The organism is Cryobacterium sp. TMT1-3 (assembly GCF_004402315.1).
GTDB lineage: Bacteria > Actinomycetota > Actinomycetes > Actinomycetales > Microbacteriaceae > Cryobacterium > Cryobacterium luteum.
The window spans coordinates 54018-75840 of the sequence record NZ_SOFW01000020.1; the positions used below are offsets into that span (position 1 = coordinate 54018).

Annotated in this window: 21 protein-coding genes; 15 read left to right on the plus strand and 6 right to left on the minus strand. The window is 66.7% G+C overall.

Annotated features, from left to right (window positions below; all coding sequences use genetic code 11):
• The first annotated feature begins 27 nt into the window (after positions 1–27).
• The 5 genes from E3O25_RS05925 (at position 28) to E3O25_RS05945 (ending at position 6218) form a co-directional block, all read left to right on the plus strand.
• Positions 28–861 carry an aldo/keto reductase gene (locus tag E3O25_RS05925; protein ID WP_092111197.1) on the plus strand — a complete coding sequence of 278 codons (834 nt, stop codon included), beginning with the start codon at positions 28–30 and terminating at the stop codon, positions 859–861.
• A gap of 136 nt (positions 862–997) precedes the next feature.
• Positions 998–1663: a nicotinamide riboside transporter PnuC gene (gene pnuC / locus E3O25_RS05930; protein WP_092111199.1), complete on the plus strand. Its 666-nt coding sequence runs from the start codon at positions 998–1000 to the stop codon at positions 1661–1663.
• Between the two features lie 45 nt (positions 1664–1708).
• Entirely contained in the window at positions 1709–3721 is a 2013-nt protein-coding gene (locus tag E3O25_RS05935) for a thioredoxin domain-containing protein (protein ID WP_134360708.1), read from the plus strand.
• 271 nt (positions 3722–3992) lie between these two features.
• Positions 3993–4268, plus strand: coding sequence for a hypothetical protein (locus E3O25_RS17420; RefSeq protein WP_241983808.1), 276 nt, complete (start codon positions 3993–3995; stop codon positions 4266–4268).
• 153 nt (positions 4269–4421) lie between these two features.
• A complete protein-coding gene (locus E3O25_RS05945; protein ID WP_092111203.1) occupies positions 4422–6218 on the plus strand; it encodes a stealth family protein in 1797 nt (598 codons plus the stop codon).
• Here the strand turns inward: E3O25_RS05945 and E3O25_RS05950 are convergent.
• The gene (locus E3O25_RS05950) at positions 6148–7086 is read right to left on the minus strand and encodes a phosphodiesterase (RefSeq protein WP_092111205.1); all 939 of its coding nucleotides are present in this window, start codon (positions 7084–7086) and stop codon (positions 6148–6150) included. The two genes, E3O25_RS05945 and E3O25_RS05950, sit on opposite strands and share 71 nt — an antisense overlap.
• Before the next feature lie 183 nt (positions 7087–7269).
• On the opposite strand from E3O25_RS05950, the gene E3O25_RS05955 reads away from it, so the two are divergent.
• From E3O25_RS05955 to E3O25_RS05985, 7 genes are all read left to right on the plus strand, one after another.
• Positions 7270–8187, plus strand: coding sequence for an NADP-dependent oxidoreductase (locus E3O25_RS05955; protein WP_134360709.1), 918 nt, complete (start codon positions 7270–7272; stop codon positions 8185–8187).
• Positions 8188–8238: 51 nt separating this feature from the next.
• Complete coding sequence (locus E3O25_RS05960) at positions 8239–9144, plus strand: phosphatase PAP2 family protein (RefSeq protein ID WP_166787667.1); 906 nt, start codon at positions 8239–8241, stop codon at positions 9142–9144.
• A 50-nt stretch (positions 9145–9194) separates the two neighbouring features.
• On the plus strand, positions 9195–10415 hold the full coding sequence (locus E3O25_RS05965) for a type III polyketide synthase (protein WP_134360710.1): 1221 nt from the start codon (positions 9195–9197) through the stop codon (positions 10413–10415).
• Positions 10416–11120, plus strand: coding sequence for a class I SAM-dependent methyltransferase (locus tag E3O25_RS05970; RefSeq protein ID WP_134360711.1), 705 nt, complete (start codon positions 10416–10418; stop codon positions 11118–11120). It abuts the gene before it with no gap.
• The gene (locus E3O25_RS05975) at positions 11113–12237 is read left to right on the plus strand and encodes an NAD(P)/FAD-dependent oxidoreductase (RefSeq protein WP_092111215.1); all 1125 of its coding nucleotides are present in this window, start codon (positions 11113–11115) and stop codon (positions 12235–12237) included. Before E3O25_RS05970 ends, E3O25_RS05975 begins: the two co-directional genes overlap by 8 nt.
• 26 nt (positions 12238–12263) lie before the next feature.
• A complete protein-coding gene (locus E3O25_RS05980; RefSeq protein WP_092111280.1) occupies positions 12264–13868 on the plus strand; it encodes a methyltransferase in 1605 nt (534 codons plus the stop codon).
• A 254-nt stretch (positions 13869–14122) separates the two neighbouring features.
• Positions 14123–14926, plus strand: coding sequence for an SDR family NAD(P)-dependent oxidoreductase (locus tag E3O25_RS05985; protein WP_134360712.1), 804 nt, complete (start codon positions 14123–14125; stop codon positions 14924–14926).
• A 3-nt stretch (positions 14927–14929) separates the two neighbouring features.
• Here the strand turns inward: E3O25_RS05985 and E3O25_RS05990 are convergent, their stop codons facing one another.
• From E3O25_RS05990 to E3O25_RS06000, 3 genes are read right to left on the minus strand one after another with little or no spacing between them, the layout of a single operon-like run.
• Positions 14930–15706 (minus strand): hypothetical protein, encoded by a 777-nt coding sequence (locus E3O25_RS05990; protein ID WP_134360713.1) that lies wholly within the window; start codon positions 15704–15706, stop codon positions 14930–14932.
• Entirely contained in the window at positions 15703–16623 is a 921-nt protein-coding gene (locus E3O25_RS05995) for an ABC transporter ATP-binding protein (protein ID WP_134360714.1), read from the minus strand. Before E3O25_RS05995 ends, E3O25_RS05990 begins: the two co-directional genes overlap by 4 nt.
• Positions 16620–16991: a GntR family transcriptional regulator gene (locus E3O25_RS06000; protein WP_134360715.1), complete on the minus strand. Its 372-nt coding sequence runs from the start codon at positions 16989–16991 to the stop codon at positions 16620–16622. The genes E3O25_RS05995 and E3O25_RS06000 overlap by 4 nt, the downstream gene beginning before the upstream one ends.
• Positions 16992–17157: 166 nt before the next feature.
• Here E3O25_RS06000 and E3O25_RS06005 point away from each other — a divergent pair, with 166 nt between their 5' ends.
• A complete protein-coding gene (locus tag E3O25_RS06005; RefSeq protein WP_134360716.1) occupies positions 17158–18564 on the plus strand; it encodes an NAD(P)/FAD-dependent oxidoreductase in 1407 nt (468 codons plus the stop codon).
• Between the two features lie 4 nt (positions 18565–18568).
• Here the strand turns inward: E3O25_RS06005 and E3O25_RS06010 are convergent, their stop codons facing one another.
• Both E3O25_RS06010 and E3O25_RS06015 read right to left on the minus strand, forming a co-directional pair.
• Entirely contained in the window at positions 18569–19228 is a 660-nt protein-coding gene (locus tag E3O25_RS06010) for a Pr6Pr family membrane protein (protein ID WP_134360717.1), read from the minus strand.
• A gap of 72 nt (positions 19229–19300) precedes the next feature.
• The gene (locus tag E3O25_RS06015) at positions 19301–19675 is read right to left on the minus strand and encodes an acylphosphatase (protein ID WP_134360718.1); all 375 of its coding nucleotides are present in this window, start codon (positions 19673–19675) and stop codon (positions 19301–19303) included.
• Positions 19676–19822: 147 nt separating this feature from the next.
• Between E3O25_RS06015 and E3O25_RS06020 the strand changes: the two genes are divergently transcribed.
• Both E3O25_RS06020 and menC read left to right on the plus strand, forming a co-directional pair.
• Entirely contained in the window at positions 19823–20680 is an 858-nt protein-coding gene (locus tag E3O25_RS06020; protein WP_092111233.1) for a hypothetical protein, read from the plus strand.
• On the plus strand, positions 20677–21786 hold the full coding sequence (gene menC, locus E3O25_RS06025) for an o-succinylbenzoate synthase (RefSeq protein WP_134360719.1): 1110 nt from the start codon (positions 20677–20679) through the stop codon (positions 21784–21786). The genes E3O25_RS06020 and menC overlap by 4 nt, the downstream gene beginning before the upstream one ends.
• Positions 21787–21823: the final 37 nt, after the last annotated feature.

Below are 21823 nucleotides of genomic sequence, written 5' to 3' on the forward strand. Positions count from 1 at the left end.
AAGAACCGCGGCCCATAGGGTTGGGGGATGACGAAATCTGTACCCACCATCACCCTCAACGACGGCCACACGATTCCGCAGCTCGGTTTCGGCGTATTCAAGGTCGAACCCGACGAAACCACCCGCATCGTCGCCGACGCGCTGTCGGTCGGCTACCGCCACATCGACACCGCCGCCATCTACGGCAACGAAGAGGGCGTCGGCAAGGCGCTCGCCGCCTCGAAGATCGACCGCTCCGAGTTGTTCATCACGACCAAGCTCTGGAACGACCGCCAGGGCACCCAGTCGGCCTTCGACGCGTTCGAGGAGAGCCTGGAGAAGCTCGGCCTCGACTACGTCGACCTCTACCTGATCCACTGGCCAGCCCCCGCCAACGACAAGTTCGTCGAGAGCTGGAAGGCCCTCGAAAAGATCCAGGAGTCGGGTCGTGCCCGCTCGATCGGCGTATCCAACTTTCTGGTGCCGCACCTCGACCGCCTGCTTCACGAGACGAGCATCGTGCCCGCCGTCAACCAGATCGAGCTGCACCCGGCTCACCAGCAGCCCGAGGTCACCGCGTTCGCCCGCGAGAACGGTATCAACATCGAGGCGTGGGGCCCGCTCGGCCAGGGCAAGTACCCCCTCTTCGACGAGCAGGTAGTAGCGGATGCTGCCGACGCGCACGGCAAGTCGCCCGCGCAGGTTGTCATCCGCTGGCACCTGCAGGTGGGCAACATCCTGTTCCCGAAATCAAACCGGGTGGAACGCATGGCCGAGAACTTCGACGTGTTCGACTTCGAACTCACCCGCACCGAGGTCACCATGATCTCCGCGCTCGAGCGTGCCGGGCGTGTCTCGGCGCACCCCAACGAGGTGAACTAGCCCGCAGCATCCGTTCGTCACGTGGCCCCGCAGACTCCTCGTCGGCGGGGCCACCGGTGTATCGGCGAGCTCCGCGAGCGGCGTACATTGGGATGCGCTGCGTCTCAGAGAGCGCGCCGCCCGGCAGAAAGATCCCATGAACCCCATTGAATGGCTGTTCGACGCCCAGTTGCAGATCGGCACCCAGACCATCCTCTGGCGGGAGGTCGTCGGCAATGCCTTCGGCATCGCGAGCGCGGTCGGCGGTATGCGTCGCAAAATCTGGGCCTGGCCGGTCGGCATCATCGGCAACGCCCTGCTGTTCACCGTCTTTCTCGGTGCCGTGTTCGGCACGCCCAACCCGGTCAACCTGCTCGGCCAGGCCGGTCGTCAGATCATGTTCATCGTCGTGTCGATCTTCGGCTGGGTGCAGTGGCAGCGCAGCCGCAACTCGGCCGTGCATGTGGCGGTGGCGCCGCACTGGGCGGGCAATCGCACCCGGATTGTGCTGGGACTCGGCCTGGTCGCAGGCACCCTCGTGCTCACTCCCATCTTTCGGGCGCTCGGTTCGTTCGAACCGGTCTGGGCGGATGCCTGGATCTTCACCGGCTCGCTGCTCGCGACCTACGGCATGGCCAAGGGGTGGACCGAGTTCTGGCTGATCTGGGTGGCCGTCGACGTCGTCGGGGTGCCCCTGCTGATCAGCGCCGGCTACTACGCCTCAGCGGTGCTCTATCTGTTTTACGGCGCCTTCACCCTCGTGGGGTTCGTGGTGTGGGTGCGGGTGCAGCGCCGCCGGAACGCCCTGCTCGGCGTCGTCTAGCTGCCGTCCCCTCGCGCTCAGTTGCCGGCGAGCGCAGAATGGAGCATGCCCAACCACCTCGCCGACGCCATCAGTCCCTACCTGCGCAGCCACGCCGACAACCCGGTGCACTGGTTCGGCTGGGGTGAGGAGGCGTTCGCCGCAGCCCGCAGGCGAGATGTGCCCGTTCTCGTGTCGATCGGCTATTCCACCTGCCACTGGTGTCACGTCATGGCCAGGGAGAGCTTCAGCGACCCGGCCGTCGCCGAGTACCTCAACGCCCACTTCGTGAGCATCAAGGTCGACCGGGAGGAGCATCCCGACGTCGACGCGAGCTACCTCGCCGCCGCGAGCGCCTTCGTGGAGGGGCTCGGCTGGCCGCTGAACGTGTTCGTCACCCCCGACGGGCAGGCGTTCCACGCGGGAACGTACTTTCCGCCGGTGGCCGTTGCGGGGCATCCGGCATTTCGTGAGGTGCTGACCGCAGTGACGGATGCCTGGCTCACCCGCCGCGCCGAGGTCACGGCCGGTGCCTCCCGGGTGGCGGAACTGCTCGCTGACTCGGCGCGGCAGCTGGCCGCCGGGGGAGGTGCGGCGGGTACCGCGCAGCCCGGCAGCGCCGCACTCGACCAGGCCGTGGCCGAACTGGTCGGCTACGAAGACGCCCGGTTCGGCGGTTTTGGCGGCAGCCCGAAGTTTCCGGTGGCACCGGCGCTGTCCTTTCTGCTCGGGCACGGTGAGCTGGGGCACGGTGATGTGCCGGGTGACGGGCCGGCCCTGGCCCTGCGCACCCTGAAGGTCATGGGGGCGTCACCGTTGCGCGATGCGATTGAGGGCGGCTTCTTTCGCTACGCGGTCAACCGAAACTGGAGCGACCCGCACTATGAGCGCATGCTCTACGACAACGCCCAACTGCTCAGCCTCTACACCCGAGCCTGGATGCTCACCGGCCAGTCGTGGGCACGCACCGTCGCCGAGGAAATCGCCGGTTTTCTCTGCACGGTTTTGCAGCTGCCCGGCGGTGGGTTCGCGAGCGCCCAGGACTCCGAGAGCACCGTTGACGGCCAACGGGTCGAGGGCAGCTACTACGCCCTCGAACCAGGCGAGCGAGCGAGACAGACCCCGCCGGCCCTCGATGAGAAGGTGCTCACCGGCTGGAACGGTCTCGCCATCCAGGCTCTGGCTCGGGCCGGCTTTGCCTTCGACCGGCCCGAGCTCATCGCCGCCGCCCGCCGGGCAGCCGACTCCCTGCGCGAGCAGCACGAGCGTGCCGACGGCACTCTGGTGCGAGCCTCGGTCAACGGGCGCACGTCCACGGCTAAAGCCACCCTGGAGGACTACGGCATGTACTCACGGGGACTCCTCGAACTCGCACTCGTCACCGGTGACGCAACCTACGCCACCCGGGCCCGTCACCTGCTCGACAGCACACTATCGGGCACCGAAGACACTCCCGTTTTCCGTCCGCCGTACGGTGCCGATCCGGTGCTGAGCGGGCAGGGACTGGTCAGCACCATCGATCCCTCCGAGGGGGCCTACCCCTCGGGGCTGTCCGCCACCGCCGACGCCGCCCTGCTCCTGCACCGCCTCACCGGCGACGACCGCTACCGTCGGGCCGCGCGGGCCGGCCTCAGCCTCGTCGCCACCCTCGCCCCCGCCCGCCCACTCGCCTACGGCGCCGCGCTGCGCTTGTTCGACGAATTGAATGCACCGATCGAGCAGCTCATCATCGTGTCGCCCGATCGAATAAGCGGGAACGCCAGCCAGCCCATCACCCTGAACGACCTCGCGCGCCGTCACCCGGCGGGAGTCGTCGCATCCGTGTCCGAAACCCAGGCGCGGGCCTTCGCTGTTGCCGGATTCGACCTATTCGCAGGGCGGGCGGCCCCGACCGGCCAACCCACCGCGTATCTCTGCCGCGACTTCGTCTGCCAACTGCCGGTCACCGACCCAGCACGGCTGCCGCCGGTCGACGCTACCGCCGTGCTGCTCGCTGAAATCGCCGCTGAAATCGCCGCTGAAATCGCCGGCGAAATCGCGGTCGAAGCGCAACACTCTGACCGCCCGCACACGCACTAACATCGGGGTACCACCCCAGCCGACACCCCAGCCCGACACCCCAGCCTTACACTCCCGGGGCACGTCGAAAGGATCCCTGATGGTTCCCGAGATCAACATTTGGGCCGGCTCCTGGCCACCGGGTCGAGTATGGTCGTCGGCTCCATCTGGTACACCCGCGCCGTCTTCGGTCGGTACTGGATGAAAGTGGTCGGGCACACCGAAGAAGCATGACGGGCAGCGGCACCGGGGCGATCATCATCACGGTCATCGTCAGCCTCACCCCGCCGCCGTGCTGGCCGGCGCCGCGGCAATCGCCCAGAACTTCGACGGCAGAAACTTTCTGTTCAACACCCTGCTCACCGGCGTCATCTTCCGGGCCGGATTCACCGCCGCTCGCATGATCACCCACGACGCGTTCGATCGCCGCCCGGCCGGTCTCACCGTGCTGAACATCGCGCACGACCTGGTCACGATCCTGCTCCTGGCCCTGATCATCGGCCTGTTCGGCGTCTTCGCACTGTGGTTCGCACGCGCAGCTAACTTGCGACCTCGAGACGTACACTGAGCTATCGAGCATGCACATCGAGAACATCGTCACTTCTCGATAAAATTGTCGCTGCGAACCACACTGAAGCATCCACGCCGGCATCTTCGGCCGCACTCCTCGCGTCAGCCTCGGCTGGTCACGATCGAGTGCTCCATTTTTTCAAGGAGGACCATGGCGACACTCGACATCCCGGACGCTCGACCGGAAACGTCCGAGCTGGGTTACCCCGATTCTTTGACCGGTGAGATCTTCGACACCGACGCACTGCGCACCGATTCGGTCGGCTACGACTCGAGTGCGCCGGAACCGTTGACCAACACCGGGCTGATCCCGACCCTGTCGCTCAGCAGCGAGCCCGAGTTGGTACTGATCACACCGGATGCCCGCACTCGCCGCTTCGACCGCGACGACCTCGTGGTGCGCAAGGGCGAGATTGCCCTCATCAACGGCCATTACACCCCGCATGAGTCCATGGTGAAGGACCTCGTGGCCGTTCACGACGCTCTCACGAAGGCCGGCATTGAATTTCTGCTCGTGCGCGGCGACCACAACCGTCCGGTCATCGCCGTCGACCGCAAGCAGCGCAAGGAAATCACCAAGGTTCTGAGTCGGGCCTTTTCCAACGAGCCTTTCTATGCGAAGCCGCAGGGCGGCACCGTGAGTCAACAGTTTCTGCTCGCTGACGGCGCGCTCACCACCCTGCGTAAGTCCAACGTTTTTCGGGTGTACCGCCCGCGCATCGAACCGATCGGCCGTCTCCGCTATGGCGCCCAGACCGCGTTCCAGTTCGAGCTCTGGCGTTTCGGCGAAGACGAGATCATCGCGCCTGTAGAGAATGCGCTCATGCGCACCCGCCTGCCGCGCTCCGAAGCCCGCGAAACCACGATCGAGCTGTACGGGCGCACCTGGCTGACCCTGCAGAACATGTTCGACGACCTGGCCAGCGACGTCTCCTTCGACATCGACCTGGTGTTCAGCTGGGTCGACGGGTCGAGCGACGAATTCCAGCGGGAACGCGCCAAGCGCATGAAGGCCTATGTGGTCGGCGAGGGTGACGATTCCGACGCTCGTTTTCGCCAGATTGACGAATTGAAGTATGCGCTGCGCAGCGTTTACATGTTCGCCCCGTGGATTCGCCGCATCTTCATCGCCACCGACTCGCCGGCGCCCGAGTGGCTCGCCGAGCATCCCCGTGTCACGATCATGCGCAGTGAAGACTTCTTCGTGGACACGAGCGTGTTGCCGATTCACAATTCGCACGCCGTCGAGAGCCAGCTGCATCACATCCCCGGGCTCGCCGAGCATTTTCTCTACTCCAACGACGACATGTTCTTCGGCCGTCCGGTGGGCCCCGAACTGTTCTTCTCGCCGGGCGGGGTCACCAAGTTCGTGGAGGCATCCACTCGTATCGGTCTGGGTGAAAATGACCCGACCCGCAGCGGGTTCGAGAATGCGGCCCGCGTGAACCGTGCGCTGCTGCGCGGTCGGTTCGGCAAGGTCACCACCCGGCACCTGGAGCACACGCCGGCGCCGATGCGCAAGAGCGTGCTGCTCGAGTTGGAGAAGGAGTTTCCCGAGGACTTCAGCCGCACGGCGGCGAGCCGGTTTCGTTCGGCGACCGACATCTCGGTCACCAACTCGTTGTACCACTACTATGCGTTGATGACCGGCCGTGCGGTAGCACAGACCCAGGTGCGATCGCTGTACATCGAGACGACCCTGCGCATCGCCCTGCGGCAGATGAACCAGCTGCGCAAGCGACGCGACCAAGACATGTTCTGCCTCAACGACGGCAGCCACCCGGAGATCTCGACCGAGGTGCGTCGCGCTGCGGTCACCGAATTTCTCGAGCTGTACTTTCCGATCGTGGCACCGTGGGAACGGGCCAGCGCCGAGACTAGTGCAGAACCGGGACCGGCCTGGTCATCGGCGGCTCGCGCAATGCAGGCAGAGTTTCCGACGGCATGATTTCGATGCCGGAAGCGCGCAGGCGACGCGCGCTTTCGGCGGCGTCAACGTATTCCAGCGTGGGGTAATGGCCGAGCGGAACGACGGAGTGCAGCACCGTGCCCGGGTAGACGTGCACGAGGTTGAACGCTCGGGCGCCGTCGCGGCCGAGGGTGCCGCCGACGGGAACGTTGAGATCCTGCGTGTAACAGGTCGCCGACGAGACCGACACCGGGATGCCGGCGAACATGGCCATCGATGAGTAGTGCAGGTGCCCGGCGATGATGCTGCGCACATCGGAGCCGCGGAGCACCTCGGCCAGTTGGTTCTGGTCGCGCAGTTCCACGGCGGTGGCCGGATCGAGCACGCTCGGGATCGGCGGGTGGTGCATGGCGAGGATCGTGCCGTCCGGTGCCGGCACCCGCAGCTCGTCGGCGAGCCAGAGCAGTTGCTGGTCGGTCACGGCTCCGTAGTGGTGGCCCGGTACCGAGGTATCGAGGGTGATCAGGCGTAGCCCATTGAGGTCGTACGACTGGTCGATCGGAGCTTCGCTTGGCTGCTGGTCGAGGAGTTCCGTGCGGAAGGCGGAACGGTTGTCGTGATTGCCCATCACCCAGATGACGCGAGCGCCGAGCCGTGCCGCTGCGGGTTCGACGATCTCACGCAGTAACTCGTAGGCACCCGGTTCGCCCTTGTCGGCGAGATCACCGGTGAAGACGATGGCCTGGGGTCGGGCGCCCGAGGCCTCGACCTCGGCGAAAAGCCCGGCCAGATGGGCCTCGACATTGACGCTGCCGTAGAGCTTCGAGCCTCCCGCCAGCAGGTGGGTGTCGCTCAGGTGTAACAGGAAGTGGTCCGGCCGGGGGTACTCAGCCGTTCGAATGCTCACGAAGCGTCCATCCGTTTGTCGTAGGCGCGCTCTGCGAGCACGCTGTTACGATGCTTGACACTATTCGATCAGATGTTCTTGAACAACCGGTGTACGCCACACATCAATCCTGAATCGCTCGGGGTAAATGGGCAAGTGGTACTAGTGAATTGTTCTCGGTATCAGGGGCCCTAGGCTGGCCGCATGGCGCGATACGTACGCATTGACGAATTCGGTGGTCCAGAAGTGCTGAGCATTGTGCACGATGAGCAGCCGCAGGCCGGGCGCGGGGAGGTGCGCGTGCGGGTGCTCTGTGCCGGCCTCAATCCGGTGGACTACAAGATATTTCACGGCGGCCCGGCTGCCGTGCGCTACGAGGCGGTTCCGCCCTGCGGCAACGGCAACGATTTCTCGGGCGTGATCGACGAGCTCGGTGACGGTGTGACGGATTTTCAGCTGGGGGACGCGGTGTTCGGCGGCAAGCGCATGAACGCGCAGGCCGACTTTGTCGTCGTCGACGCGTCTCGCATCCTCAGGAAACCGATCGGCCTGACGTTTGAGCAGGCCGGTGGCCTCGACATCGCGGGGCGCGCCGCGTGGGCCAGCGTGGCCTCGCTCGGGCTGGGCGTCGATGATACCGTGCTGATCGGTGCTGCCGCCGGCGGCGTTGGTGTGCTCGCCTGCCAGCTCGCGCGTCGCACCGGGGCGACGGTGATCGGTACCGCGAGTTCGGTCAACCACGATTTTCTGCGCGGCCTCGGCGTGCTGCCGGTGGCTTACGGGGACGGCCTGGTCGAACGGGTGCGCGCGATCACTCCGATCGTGACGGCCGCCCTCGACTACAACGGCGCGGCGACGATCGATGCGGCCCTGGAGCTTGGCGTGCCCGGAACCCGCATCAATACGATCGCCGCACGCGGCCATCGGGCCGGAGCCGGAATCACCGAGGTGGGTGGCCAGGCCGCGACCATCGGCGATCTTGAAGTGCTCGCTGACCTCATCGCGACGGGCCAGATCGTGCTGCCGATCGACTCGGTGTTTCCTCTTGAGCAGGTACAGGAGGCTTACCGTTATCTCATGGCCGGCCACCTGCGCGGCAAGGTCGTGCTCAGTACCCGGTAGTCGGCTCGCGAAGCGCAGGTGGCTCTCACACACACTGTGGCATGCTTGATCGTGCGCAACTGGTCCCCTCGAAGCTCCCTGACCAAGGGATCGCTGGGGTACCTTGCGGGGGCCGCGCTCATCACGGTGACCTTCACGGGTCTGTACCTGTTCTTCGTGCGCAGCCATGTCGGTCAGGAGGCCGATCAGCTCGCCTATGACGGCGCCGAATTCGGCCGCCGCAGCATCACCCCGTTCACCGGGCGGGTACTCGACTCGGTACCCGACGTCGCTGTGGCGTTCGGGGTGCTGCTGACGGCGGTCATCGCCTTCGTGCGGCGCAACTGGCGCACGCTCGCTGTCGCGCTCGTCGCTGCCGCAGCGGCCACGGCCTCGGCTCAGCTGCTGAAATACGGCATCCTGGCCCGGCCCGACCTCGCGGTCGAGGGCTACGCCGGAAACTCATTCCCGTCGGGGCATACGACGGTGGCGGCGGCATCCGCTCTCGTCGTTTTTCTCGTGGCGAGCCCGCGCCTGCGCCCGATGGTCGCCGGCTGGGGCACCGCCTTCGCCGTGCTCGCCGGCGTGGCGACCCTCGCCAACCAGTGGCACCGGCCCAGCGACGTGATCGCCGCGCTGCTCTGGGTGGCTCTGTGGGGCTGCCTCGCCGGGGCGGTGCTGGCCTGGCCTCGCGTGGGCGTCGAGTTACGAACAGAGACGGCGGCCGCCAGTTCACGGTGGCCCGCTTTCACGGGACTGCGCCGCTCCACGGTGCGCGTCGTTCGCTGGTTGTCAATCGGCTGCGGTACTGTCTCGGCACTGGCGTTCATCACCACGCTCGTGCTCAGCAGCAGCCTGTTCGAGCGCGTCGGCGTGTTCGGCACCGTCGTGGCCTACCTCGGCGGTGTCACCGCCATCGTGACCGCCGGCCTGCTGCTCGCGCTCAGCGGAACCCGATTGTTCGCTCGCCTTCCCTAGCTTTGCGCTGCAGGGGTGTACTCGATCGAAGTCGCGTGCGACACTAACTCATGGCCGTCACGCTGAGAGCGCTCCAGACCGTAGTTCCCCCGACGATTCTGATCCAAGAGCAGGTGCGCGACATCTTCGCCGCCCAGCCCGGGCTGAGCAGGCTCGCGCAACGGCTGGTCAGCACCAGTTTCAACGTGTCGGGCATCGAGACCCGGCATACCGTCATCGACGAACTCACCCTCGACAACGATGCGACCGATCCGCAATTCTTTGATGCGAGGCAGCAGCTTTTGCTGGTGCCGAGTACCAAGGTGCGTAACGAGCTGTATATTTCCGAGGCCACCAAACTGTTCGTCGAAGCCGGGCGCCTCGCGCTCGCCGCCTGCCCCGACATTCGCCCCGAAGACGTGACCCATGTCGTCACCGTCTCCTGTACCGGTTTCTACGCGCCGGGACCCGACTACATGCTGGTGCGGGAGCTCGGCCTCCGGGCGAGCACCCAGCGCTACCACCTCGGATTCATGGGCTGCTACGCGTCGATGCCGGCCCTGCGCACCGCGAAGCAGTTCGTCGAGGCCGACCCGAACGCGGTCGTGCTCGTGGTCAGCGCGGAGCTGTGCTCGCTGCACCTGCGCACCTCGAGCGACCCGGACACCATCGTCGCGTCATCGCTGTTCTCCGACGGCGCCGCCGCCGGCATCGTCAGCGCCCGGCCGCCTTTGCCCGGTGAGAAGGCCCTCGCCCTCGACCTCTTCGAAACGGTGATCACCCCGGTCGGCGAGGGCGACATGGCCTGGAAGATCGGCGATGCGGGCTTCGAGATGGTACTGAGCACCTATGTTCCGCACATCATCGACGAGCACATCGAGGGAGCTCTGGCGCCGCTGTTCGCCCGTGACGCGTCGATCACCGGCCAGCTCGCCGCTTCGCTCCACGCGGATTCCGCGGTGTCGGCTGTCGGCACCGTGCTGGCTGCACCGGTGCTCACCATCGCACCCCCCGCCTCGCTCAGCTCGGTGATCGAGCACTGGGCCATCCACCCGGGCGGTCGCAGCATCCTCGATAAGACCGAGGCGAAGCTCGAGCTGCGCGCCGACCAGCTGCTTCCGTCGCGGGAGACCCTGCGCACCAACGGCAATATGAGCAGTGCGACGATTCTGTTCGTGATGAAGGCCATCCTCGACGGCTCGGCCACCGCCGACGGGGAACGGGTCTGCGCCATGGCCTTCGGTCCCGGCCTCACCGTGGAATCCTGCCTGATGACCGTGATCGAGGGCTGAATGGCCCTTCCGTCACTGCGGGTTCGGGCGCACGGAGCGGTCGAGATCATGGATTCTCCGTTCTGCGACCCGGCTATGCTCACCCGCACGTACCAGGATTTTCGTGTCGTCAACGCGCTCGTCTCCGGCTGGTGGGGGATCTATCGCCGCAGCATCCGCCCCGACCTGTCGACCACGACGGAGATGACGCTGCTCGATGTGGGCTCGGGCGGCGGGGACGTCTCGCGGGCGCTCGCCCGTTGGGCGATGCGCGACGGCCTGCGCCTCGCGGTGATCGGTATCGATCCGGATGCCCGTGCGCACGTGTTCGCGACCAGCCAGCCGAAGATCGCCGGGTTGTCGTTTCGGCGGGCGTTGAGCTCCGACCTCGTGGCCGAGGGCGCACGGTTCGACTTCGTGGTCTCGAACCATGTGCTGCACCACCTCAGCGTGGCCGAGTTGAAGGGGCTGCTCGTGGATTCGGAGGATCTGGTGCGGCGTCGGGTGTTGCACGCCGACCTGGAGCGTTCCAACCACGCATATCTCGGGTTCGCGGCGGCGACCACGCCGTTCTTTCGGCACTCCTACATTCGCCCGGACGGGCTCACCTCGATTCGGCGCAGCTACACCGCCACCGAGTTGCGGGCGGTGGTGCCTGCCGGGTGGACGGTGTCGCGGGGGTTACCGTCCCGGCTCGTGCTGGGCTGGACGCCGCCGGATGCGTGACGTCGTCATCGTGGGAGGCGGGCCGGTCGGCACGATGCTCGCCTGCGTGCTGGCCGTCGGCGGACTCGACGTTGAGGTGCTCGAACGGCGTGAAACGCCGTCGCTGCGCTCCCGGGCCATTGGCATCCACCCGCCGTCGCTGGCGGCACTCGCCGAAATCGGTGTCGCCGACGCGCTGCTTGAGCGGGCCGTGCGCATTCGCGCCGGGGAGGTGCGTTGCGACGGCCGACAGCTCGGGGCCCTGTCTTTCGAGCGGGCCGCGCCGGTCTATCCGTTCGTCGTGACCCTGCCGCAATACGAGACGGAAGCCCTGCTGCGAGACCGATTCGACCAGCTGCGGCCCGGCCGGTATCGCAGCGGTGTGACGGTGACCGGGCTGCGCGACCGCGGCGATGCCGTGCAACTCGCAACGACGGCCGGACCGGTGGAGGCCCGGTATGTGGTCGGTGCCGACGGCGCCCGCAGCCGCGTGCGCGAGCAGGTCGGCATCGGCTGGCGCGAGGTCGGCGGCCGTGAAACCTATCTCATGGGCGACTTCGCCGACCCCGAATCACGCGACGCCGATGCGGTGCTCTACTTCGAGCGCGGCGGTGTGGTCGAGTCGTTTCCGCTGCCCGGTGCACGACGACGGTGGGTGGCGATGACCGACCATCTGGCAGCGGATGCCGACAGCGCCGACCTGGCCGCGCTGATCCACCATCGAACCGGCGTGGGGGTGGCCGAACCGCTCGGGCCCGCGAGCGCGTTCGCCGTGCAGCAGCGGCTCGCGGCGAGTATGCATTCCGGCCGTGTCGTGCTGGTGGGCGATGCGGCGCACCAGATCAGTCCGATCGGCGGGCAGGGCATGAACCTGGGCTGGCTCGACGCCGTTGCGCTTCGGCCGGCGCTGCAGCGGGCGCTGCTCGAACCGGGGGCGGCGGCATCCGCTGTGAACGGTTACGATCGCACCCGACGCCCCGCCGCCAGCCGAGCGGCCCGGCAGGCCGGCTTCAACATGGCCATGGGGCGGCCGGCCCACGGGATGCGGCTGGGCGCCCGCAACGCACTGGTGCGCGGCCTCACCCTGCCGCCGGCGAATGAGCTGGTGGCCCGGGCATTCACCATGCGGTGGTTGTGACCGCGCTGATCGAGTTGAATGGATCAGTGACTTCTGCAACTCTCATTCCTCGGCTGCGCACCGACCTCGCCGCCGCCCGTTTTACTGTCCCCGGTCTGACCGGCCTGTGGGGCATCGAAGCGGATGCCGCCCTGTTTCGCAACCAGCGGGTTCCGGCCCGGCGGGCGCTCGCCGCGCTCGCCACCACACTGGGGCGGAACGAACCGGCCGCAACCCTCGCCCGGCTGTTCTTGCTTAGCGAGCCGGTCTCGAGTGCCGACCTCGATGCAGCCCTGCCAACGCTTCGCGCGACCGGAGCTGAACAGCTCGGCCTCGTTGTTGTCGACGGTGTGGCCGGGGACGGTCCAGCCGGGGACGCTGACGCCGGGGTGCGCCCGATCGTCGACCTGCGGCCGTACAGCTTCATCGACGCGCACGGCGCCGGCAGCTGGTGGATCGTGAGCGATCTGGGGGAGCTGGCGCTCGGGCATCCGCTCGGCGAAACCCACGTTCTCGGTATCGGCGGCGCTTCGCGCACGCTCAGCGGCCTCATGATGCCGGGCGCGGTCGGGCGCGCGCTCGACATCGGCACGGGCTGCGGAATCCAGGCGATGCACGCCTCTCGGCACGCCGAGCACGTCGTCGCCACCGACATCTCGGTGCGCGCGCTCGAACTCGCCGCGCTCAACGCCGGGCTCAACGAGATCGATAACATCGAGTTTCGGCTCGGCAGCCTGTACGAACCGGTGGCGGGGGAGCGGTTCGACCACATCATCTCGAATCCGCCGTTCGTGATCACCCCGCGCGCCGAGGGGGTGCCGAGCTATGAATACCGCGACGGCGGCATGGTCGGGGACGCCCTGGTCGAGGCCGTCGTGCGCGGAGCCGCCGACCATCTCACACCCGGCGGCGTGGCGCAGCTGCTCGGCAACTGGGAATACCCGGGCGAAACGGATGCCTTCGAACGGCTCGACGGCTGGCTCACGCCGGTCGTCGGCTTGGCGGCACATTCTTCAGAAGCGCATTCTCAAAAACTCGACGCGTGGATCATCGAACGCGAGGTTCAGTCACCGGGCGAGTACGCCGAAACGTGGATCCGCGACGGCGGTACCCGGCCCGGCCCCGACTTCGACCGGCTCTACGACGCCTGGCTGAACGACTTCGACGCGCGCGACGTGCGCCGAGTGGGCTTTGGCTACCTGCTGCTGCGCCTTCCGGTTTCCGCTCCCACCCTGCGCCGTCTTGAACGGATGCCCGGCGCTCTCGGCCACAATCCGGCCGGCCTCGGCGCGCACCTCGCCGAGTGCCTCGCTGCCCACGACTGGCAGGCTCAAACGGATGATGCGCGCCTGTTGAGCACGCAGCTCACCGTGGCCTCCGACGTCACCGAGGAACGCCACTACTGGCCCGGTCAGCCGGATCCGACCGTGATGACGCTGCACCAGGGCAGCGGATTCGGCCGTGCGGTGCCGCTCGACACGGCGCTGGCCGGGCTGGTCGGTGCCTGCGACGGCGACCTCGCGGTCGGTGCCATCATCGGAGCGCTGGCTCAGCTGCTTGATGCCGATGAGGTTGCGTTGAGCGCCGAGCTGCTGCCCAAGGTGCGCGACCTCGTAGCCGACGGGTTTCTGACCGTGCCGGAGCCGGTCTAGCTCGTCAGGCCTCCGTCGGGGGGTTGGCCGTGGCTAATTCAGGAGTTCGGGTCGGATCAACGCCCGTACCCCCCGGAAACACGGGACAACCGGGTGCCGGCGGTTCGGATTTCCTGAATTAGCCCCCGGTCGCACGGCATGACTCCTGCAAATCGAGGCGGCCGCTGAAATATTCCGCGGTATTCCGCGCATCCGCTTCGCGTCGGCCACGAATTGCAGGAGTTATGCCCGGGGCGGGGCGCTAACCTGACGCCATGACTCTTACGCCCCTACTCCCGGCCGCTCTCGACCTCGGCGGGCGTACGGCGCTCATTACCGGCGCGGGCAGCGCCACCGGCATCGGCTTCGCTGCCGCACGGATGCTGGGTGAACTCGGTGCCCGGGTGATTCTCACCGGCACAACGGCGCGGGTACACGACCGGGCGGCGGAACTCACTGCCACCGGCCGGGACGCCGTCGGAATCGTCTGCACCCTCGACTCCGAGGCAGGTGCGGAGCAACTTCAGGCGGCCCTCGCTGGGGGCGGGCACGAGCCGACGATCCTCGTGAACAATGCCGGCATGGTGGCGGTCGGCGACGCCGAGATGGGGCACGGCGATATTCTGACCAGCCCCGCCGAATGGGACCACGGCCTCGCCATCAACCTGTCCACGGCCTTTCACGCCACGCGCGCGGTGATCGGTTTCATGCGCGCGGCCGGCTGGGGCCGCGTCGTGACGGTCTCGAGCGTGAGCGGCGCGGTCATGGCGAGCCGCGGTGACGTCGCCTACGCCGCGGCCAAGGCCGGCCTGGTCGGACTGACCCGCGCCCTCGCCGTCGACGAGGCGGCGACCGGCATCACCTGCAACGCCGTGGCGCCTGGCTGGATTTCGACCGGGTCGCAGCTCACGAGCGAGGCGCTGGAAGGTGCGCGCGTTCCGGCCGGGCGCAGCGGAACGCCGGGGGAGGTCGCATCCGTTATCGCGTTCCTCGCTTCCCCCGGCGCGGCCTACGTCACCGGGCAGGTGATCGTCGTCGACGGCGGCAACTCCGTGGCCGAGGAACGCCGCCCGGCGTAACGCCTAGTTCTTCGGGGTGGCCCGGCGCAGGGCCAGGAACCCGCCGAAGCCGGCGAGTGCGGCGGGCACCAGCAGCCAGGCGAAGATGCCCGCGATGCCCTGCGCGCCGAACCACAGCGCGACCGCCGGCCAGCTGCTCGTGAACGTGATGATCGTGACGGCGCCGACGATGGCCAACGCCAGCGAGCTCCAGAACACGAGCATGCCGGGCATGCGCCACCGCATGTAGATCGTCGCGACCGACGCACCGATGAAAAACACGAGCAGTTCCATCACGAAGAACGAGAACAGGTCCACCCAGAACCCGTCGAGGCCGAGCCAGAGCGCGTTGAACATGTAGGTGTCGATCCACCAGCCCTCCGTCACCTGTTCGAGCTGCGTCAGCACCGCGAAGGCCAGGGCATTGACGGCCGAGATCAGCACGAACAGCAGCGCGGTGCCGAGGTAGAAGTCCCGGCGGGTCACGCCGAAACCGAGCGCGAGCGGAAACCCGAACGAGATGGCCTGCACGCCGACTATGACCAGGTACCACTGCGGGGAGAGCACCGCCCAGCTGTAGCGCTGGCCCTCGATGGCGTCGGGTGTGCCGAGTCCGCCGGTCGTGAAGCCGATGATCTGGGCGATGAAGACGGTGATCACAAACGCCATCCCCACGATCAGCCAGGGGATCCCAATGTAGGTGCGCCGGTCGATGAGGTGCAGCCGCACCACGTTCCAGATGCGTGCCGGGGCGCTGCGCGGGTGAACGGATGCCACGGTGCCGGCTAGCAGATCAGTCATGAGCGTGCACTCCAGGCGTCGGTGGTTGTCACAGTTTCAGATTCGGCGGTGTCGCTCGTCGTGCGCTGCACGATCAGGTGCTGCAGCGAGACCGGCGAGAGTTCGAGTCCGGTGGCGCGGGCCGCCGCGCGTTCGGCCGCGCTGAGGCCAGCGACGGTCACCGAGGCGAGCCCGCCGATACCTGTTCGTGAGATGATGTCGCGGCCGGCGACGAAAGCGTCGACATCCGTTTTCTTGCCGACAACGGTGCTCGCGGAACCGCGCAGCTGCTCGGCGTCCAGGTCTATGAGGATGCGCCCCTCGTCGATGACGAGAACGTGCTCGAGCAGGTTGCTCACCTCGTCGATGAGGTGCGTCGACAGAATGATCGTGCGCGGATGCTCGGCGTAGTCCTCGAGCAGACGATCGTAGAAGATCTGCCGGGCGACCGCATCGAGTCCGAGATAGGGCTCGTCAAAGAAAGTGAGTGGGGCGCGCGAGGCGAGCCCCACAATCACGCCGACCGCGGAAAGCTGGCCGCGGGAGAGCTTCTTGATTGGACGGTTCAGCGGCAGTCGAAAATCGTCGACCAGGCGGGCGGCGAATGCGGCGTCCCAGTGGGCGAAGAACCACGGCGCGCTGGCCAGCACATGGTCGGGTCTAAAGCTGTCGGGATACTTCTGGCTCTCCTTGATGAAGCACAGCGACTGCAACACCCGCGCGTTCTCAACCGGGGAGGCACCGAATACCTCGAGGGTGCCGCTCGTGGCGAACTGCTGCCCGGTGAGCAGCTGCATCAGGGTGGTCTTGCCGGCTCCGTTGCGCCCGAGCAGGCCGTAGATCTTGTTGCGTTCGACCGTGAAACTCACGTCGTCGATGGCGGTGAAAGCCCCGAACTTCTTGGTGAGGCCGGCGACGCGCACGATGCTGTCAGTCATGAGGTGCTGCTCTTTCTCTCGGATTCGCTGATCATTTTGGCCACTTGCTCTGGCGTGATGCCAAGCTTGGCTGCCTCGCTCAGCAGTGGGCCGACGAAATTGGCCCGAAACTGTTCGGTGCGGGCGCCGACGAGCCGCTGCCGGGCTCCGGTTGCTACAAACATTCCTATTCCTCGCCTTTTGTAGAGAATGCCGTCCTCGACCAGACGGTTGACGCCTTTGCCCGCCGTGGCCGGGTTGATGCGGTGAAAGGCCGCGAATTCGTTGGTCGAGGGCACGGGTGTTTCTTCCTCGATGACGCCATCGATGATGTCGTTCTCGATCTGCTCCGCGATCTGCACGAAGATCGGTTTTCCCGCTTCGATCAAGGACTGCCTGCTTTCAGTGGATGCTGCGCCCGCCCGGTTCACGGGTTAGTTGGTCATGTAACTAACTAACTACCTTGGTCAGAAAATGTCAACCCACACGCGGTCTGCGGTAGTTTGGTGTCATGACTGGCGCCGCATCGAACGACCCTCGTGAACCGGGCCAATCGTGAAGCGGCGCACTTTTCTGCTCGGCACGGCGTCGGGTTTTTCTGTGCTGGCGCTCGCTGCGTGCGTGGCGCCGGCACCGGTGCCGACGCCATCCGTTTCGCCCACCACCCTCACGCCCTCACTGGTGCCTCAGCCCCTCATGGTCTCGCGAACCAACTGGTCGACCGACGCCTTCTCCCGGGGATCGTTCAGTTATGCCGCCGTGGGAGCCACGCCGGAACATCGCACGGCCCTCGGCGAGGCCATCGATGCTCGCGTGTTCTTTGCCGGTGAAGCTACCGCGGGGGAGGAGCCCGGCACCGTGCAGGGCGCGCGCGCCTCGGGCGTGCTCGCGGCCAGCCAGGTGCGGGACGTCGCGGCACCCGACGAACGAATAATGGTCGTGGGTGCCGGAATTGCCGGTATCACCGCCGCTCGCCAGCTGGTCGACGCCGGCTTCAGCGTGGTCGTGGTCGAAGCTCGCGACCGTATCGGGGGGCGTATCGATACCGTCAGCGGAGACTGGCCGTTTGCGATCGAACGTGGTCCCTCCTTCGTGCACCGCAGCTCCGACAATTTTCTCGATGAGGAGCTGACCGCCCTCGGGGTGACGCTGCTGCCGTTCGTGCGCACGCCCGAGGTGCGTACCCGGGCCGGTTCGGTCGTCGAAGTGTCACCGCTCGGGGCCCAGGCCGTCGCCGGCGCGCTCGACTGGGCGGCTGATCAACAGCAGGACGTCTCGGTCGAACGTGCCCTGGTCGACTCGGGTGAAGCCGGCCTGTCGACGACGGCAAACGCCGAAGGCCTGGCGGATGCCGACTGGCTTGAGTACGAAATCGCCACGAAGCTCAAGGTGGAGACCGGCGCCACGCCGAGCCAGCAATCGGCCTGGTACACGACCGACATTGCAAGCGCCGACGATGACCAGATCGTGGTGGGCGGGTACTCAACCCTGCTGACGAGTGACGCGGAGGGGCTCGAACTGTTGCTCTCCAGCGTGGTCAACCGTATCGCCCACGATGACCGCGGGGTGAGTCTGCGGCTCGGGACCGGCGAGTCGTTGTCGGCGGATCGGGTGATCGTGACGGTGCCGCTCGGCGTGCTGAAGGCTGCGGCGATCGAGTTTTCCCCCCCGCTGCCCTTTGCCCACCGGGGCGCCATCGCGGCTCTTGGCATGGGTGTGGTCGACAAGATCTGGCTGCGCTTCGACGTGCCGTTCTGGGACACCGCTGCGCGGCTCTGGACCATCGTCGGCGAAGACGCAGACTTTCCGGTGTGGATCAACATGATGCCGCTCACCGGCGAACCCATTCTGATGGGCCTGGTCGCGGCCGAAAACGCAACCCGGTTGAGCGACCTCGATGACGATGCTTTTCTGGCGGCCGCGCTCACCGCACTCGAGCCGTTCCTCGCTGTTCCTGAATAGCAGGTCAGGCTGAGGCTCGCCAGGGCAAAACCAGGTGGCGTGGCATCCGCTTCAGGCGCGTGATCCAGGTGAGCAGCGCCGCGACGCCGGTGATGATCGCCACGATGATGAGGCAATAGAACACGGTCTCGCCCGGGCCGCTCACCTGGCGGGCGTCGAGAAAAAAGTATGGGTACCAGCCCACAATCGGTCCGCGAATGAGGGTGAAGACCAGCCAGAACACCGGAAAGACAATGGCCCAGCCGAGATACTTCCACGACAGACGGGCTTTGAACGGGTCGACGATCCAGTCGATCAGGGCGAAGACCGGAATCACGAAGTGCAGCAGTTGGCTCGACCACGGCACTTCGATCGAGTAATTCGCTCCCGAGGACTGCCAGACGATGATTCCGTAGACCACGCCCGAGACCAGAATGTAGGTGGTGACCATGGCGCGCAACATGTCGAGCCAGGCCGGGTCGGTGGGTCGTCGCAAAGCCACCCCGGCGGCCGTCACAAAGACGAAGACCGACGCGATGGCGCTCTGCACCGTGAAATAGCTGAAAAAGTTGGCAATCGCAAAGGTGGCCACCCCGAGGGTGTACTGAAAGTAGCCGATCAGCGCGACCAGTCCTACTGCCGTCAGGCCGAGGCGCGCCACACCGAAAGCGGTGCGCGCTCTCATTGCCGCCCCCCGGTGGGGCTCGTGCGCGCGGTCATAGGCTAACGCTACGCCAGCGCCGGGCGGCCTCCGACCTCAGTCGGTGATCTGAAATTCGCTCTCGCCGGTTGCGGCGACATCACTCACCTCGAGGGCGGTCACGACGGCGTAGCGCGGGCCGGTCTGAAGCCAGAGCAGCATGCGCGAAACGGATGCTTCCCGCCCCTCGATTTCGAGTTCCACCGATCCGTCGGGTCGGTTGCGGGCGTACCCGACCAGTCCGAGGTGGAGGGCCTCGTACGGAGCGAACTGCCCGAGGCCCTCAGCAATTTCGACCTGCCAGTCTGCCTGGCACTGCGCCCAAAACACCTCGAACTCGGCACGCTCCTCGAGAGTGATCGGCGGTCGGCCGTACGCGGCGAAGAACGGATCGGCGCGGCCCGGCTGGGGGGTGTCGCCGCGCTGGCTCATAGAACGAGTGTACCAAACCCACCCCGCGAAAGCGAGGCTTTCTCAGATCTGTCGGGAATTTTGCCCGAAGCTGCATTCGGGCGAGTCGTGCACTTCTCAAGGTGAGTGGGGCAGACGGCTGGCGGGCGAGGCTGCCAGACTGGGCAGATGTCCCAGAAATGGTCTCTCACCCAGCAGGCCGAAACCGCCGCGCTGGTCGCGGCCGAATCGGCCGGCGCCGTCGTGAGTGACGAGAGCAGTCTGGCCGGTTTTCTTGAGATCGAAGCCCTGTTCAGCCGGGTGTGGCTGCTGCCGCCCGGCGAGAGCGCCATCCCCTCCGAGCTGCTGCGCAGCATCAGCCACGCCGGCTGCAATGTGACCGCGGCCCGCGACCAAGCCGGAAGAATCATCGGTGCTGCTGCGGCCATCGTCACCCCGCAGTCCTCATCGATGTACTCCCTGATCGCCGGCGTTGCACCCGGAATCAGCGACCGCGGCGTGGGCTTCGCCCTCAAGCAGCACCAGCGCGCCTGGGGACTGGCCCGCGACCTCACCGAGATGACCTGGACCTTCGACCCCCTGGTCAGCCGCAACGCTCGCTTCAATCTCAGCAAACTCGGCGCCCATGCGAACGAGTACGTCGTCGACTTCTACGGCCCCATGCAGGGCGAGATGAACGCCAACGATGAAAGCGACCGACTCGTCGCCGTCTGGCCGCTCACGAGCGCCGAAGCCACAGCCTGCAGCGAAGACCGCCCGATCGCGGTTGACCGACCCTCCTATAGCCCGAGCGATGTGCTCCAAGAAGGCCCCGACGGTAACCCCGTACTGGTATCGGCGAACGGCGCCCTGTGGTGCCGGGTTCCCACCGACATCGTGGCCCTGCGCGCGCAGAACCCGGAGGTCGCGGCCGAGTGGCGCCGCAGGATCCGTTCAATTTTCACCGATGTATTCGCTTCGGGTCAGATAGCCCGCGGGGTCAGCCGGGACGGCTGGTACCGAATCGAGCCAGGAGGAACAGAATGAAAATCGAGACCATCGAGCTACGCCGCGTACACATGCCGCTGGTGCGGCCGTTCCGCACCTCGTTCGGCACCTCCACCGAGCGGGAGGTCACCGTCGTGCGCGTCACCACAGCGGATGCCGAGGGCTGGGCCGAGTGCGCCGCCGACGCGCATCCGCTCTACAGCAGTGAATTTCTCGATGCGAGTGACTTTGTCATTCGCGACCATCTCGTGCCCCGGTTGCAGGCCCTCGGCGACCGACTCAGCGCCGAACGCGTTGCCACCGCGCTCGAGCCGGTCAAGGGGCACAGGATGAGCAAGGCCGTGCTCGAGACGGCCATCCTCGATGCGCAGCTGAAAACAACCGGCGTCTCGTTCGGCAGCCACCTCGGCGCGGTGCGCGACACGGTTCCGGCCGGTGTCTCGGTGGGCATCATGGACTCGATCCCCGAGCTTCTCGACGCGGTCGCCGGCTACCTCGCCGAGGGCTACCTGCGCATCAAACTGAAAATCGAACCCGGCTGGGACCTGGCTCCGGTACGGGCCGTGCGCGAACGATTCGGCCCCGACCTGCTGCTGCAGGTCGACGCTAACACCGCGTACACCCTCGCCGACGCCCGGCACCTTGCCCTGCTCGACCCCTTCGACCTGCTGCTGATGGAACAGCCGATGAAGGAGGATGACCTGCTCGGCCACGCCAATCTGGCCAAGCTCATCACGACGCCGATCTGCCTCGACGAATCGATCGAATCGGCCCGCGACGCCGCGACGGCGATCACCCTCGGCGCCTGCAGCATCATCAATGTCAAGCCGGCCCGGGTCGGCGGCTACCTCGAAGCCCGCCGCATCCACGATGTGGCGGCAGCCCACGGAGTGCCCGTCTGGTGCGGTGGCATGCTCGAAACCGGCATCGGCCGGGCCGCCAACGTGGCCCTCGCCGCCCTGCCTAACTTCGTACTGCCGGGGGACACCTCGGCCTCCAGCCGGTATTTCAAACACGACCTCACCGCACCGTTCGAACTCGAGAACGGGCACCTGCGCGTGCCCACCGGCCCCGGCATCGGGGTGCAGGTGCTGCCCGACGTGTTGGCCAGCGTCACCGCGAGCAGCTTCAGCATCCGTTTCTGACCGTCACCCCGAGGGGCCTACTCTGGAAGCAACGACA

Coding starts and splice junctions, on each gene's coding strand:
- E3O25_RS05925 (WP_092111197.1), top strand. CDS start 28: ATGACGAAATCTGTACCCACCATCACCCTCAACGACGGCCACACGATT.
- pnuC (WP_092111199.1), top strand. CDS start 998: ATGAACCCCATTGAATGGCTGTTCGACGCCCAGTTGCAGATCGGCACC.
- E3O25_RS05935 (WP_134360708.1), top strand. CDS start 1,709: ATGCCCAACCACCTCGCCGACGCCATCAGTCCCTACCTGCGCAGCCAC.
- E3O25_RS05945 (WP_092111203.1), top strand. CDS start 4,422: ATGGCGACACTCGACATCCCGGACGCTCGACCGGAAACGTCCGAGCTG.
- E3O25_RS05955 (WP_134360709.1), top strand. CDS start 7,270: ATGGCGCGATACGTACGCATTGACGAATTCGGTGGTCCAGAAGTGCTG.
- E3O25_RS05965 (WP_134360710.1), top strand. CDS start 9,195: ATGGCCGTCACGCTGAGAGCGCTCCAGACCGTAGTTCCCCCGACGATT.
- E3O25_RS05970 (WP_134360711.1), top strand. CDS start 10,416: ATGGCCCTTCCGTCACTGCGGGTTCGGGCGCACGGAGCGGTCGAGATC.
- E3O25_RS05975 (WP_092111215.1), top strand. CDS start 11,113: ATGCGTGACGTCGTCATCGTGGGAGGCGGGCCGGTCGGCACGATGCTC.
- E3O25_RS05985 (WP_134360712.1), top strand. CDS start 14,123: ATGACTCTTACGCCCCTACTCCCGGCCGCTCTCGACCTCGGCGGGCGT.
- E3O25_RS05990 (WP_134360713.1), bottom strand. CDS start 15,706: ATGACTGATCTGCTAGCCGGCACCGTGGCATCCGTTCACCCGCGCAGC.
- E3O25_RS05995 (WP_134360714.1), bottom strand. CDS start 16,623: ATGACTGACAGCATCGTGCGCGTCGCCGGCCTCACCAAGAAGTTCGGG.
- E3O25_RS06010 (WP_134360717.1), bottom strand. CDS start 19,228: ATGAGAGCGCGCACCGCTTTCGGTGTGGCGCGCCTCGGCCTGACGGCA.
- E3O25_RS06015 (WP_134360718.1), bottom strand. CDS start 19,675: ATGAGCCAGCGCGGCGACACCCCCCAGCCGGGCCGCGCCGATCCGTTC.
- E3O25_RS06020 (WP_092111233.1), top strand. CDS start 19,823: ATGTCCCAGAAATGGTCTCTCACCCAGCAGGCCGAAACCGCCGCGCTG.
- menC (WP_134360719.1), top strand. CDS start 20,677: ATGAAAATCGAGACCATCGAGCTACGCCGCGTACACATGCCGCTGGTG.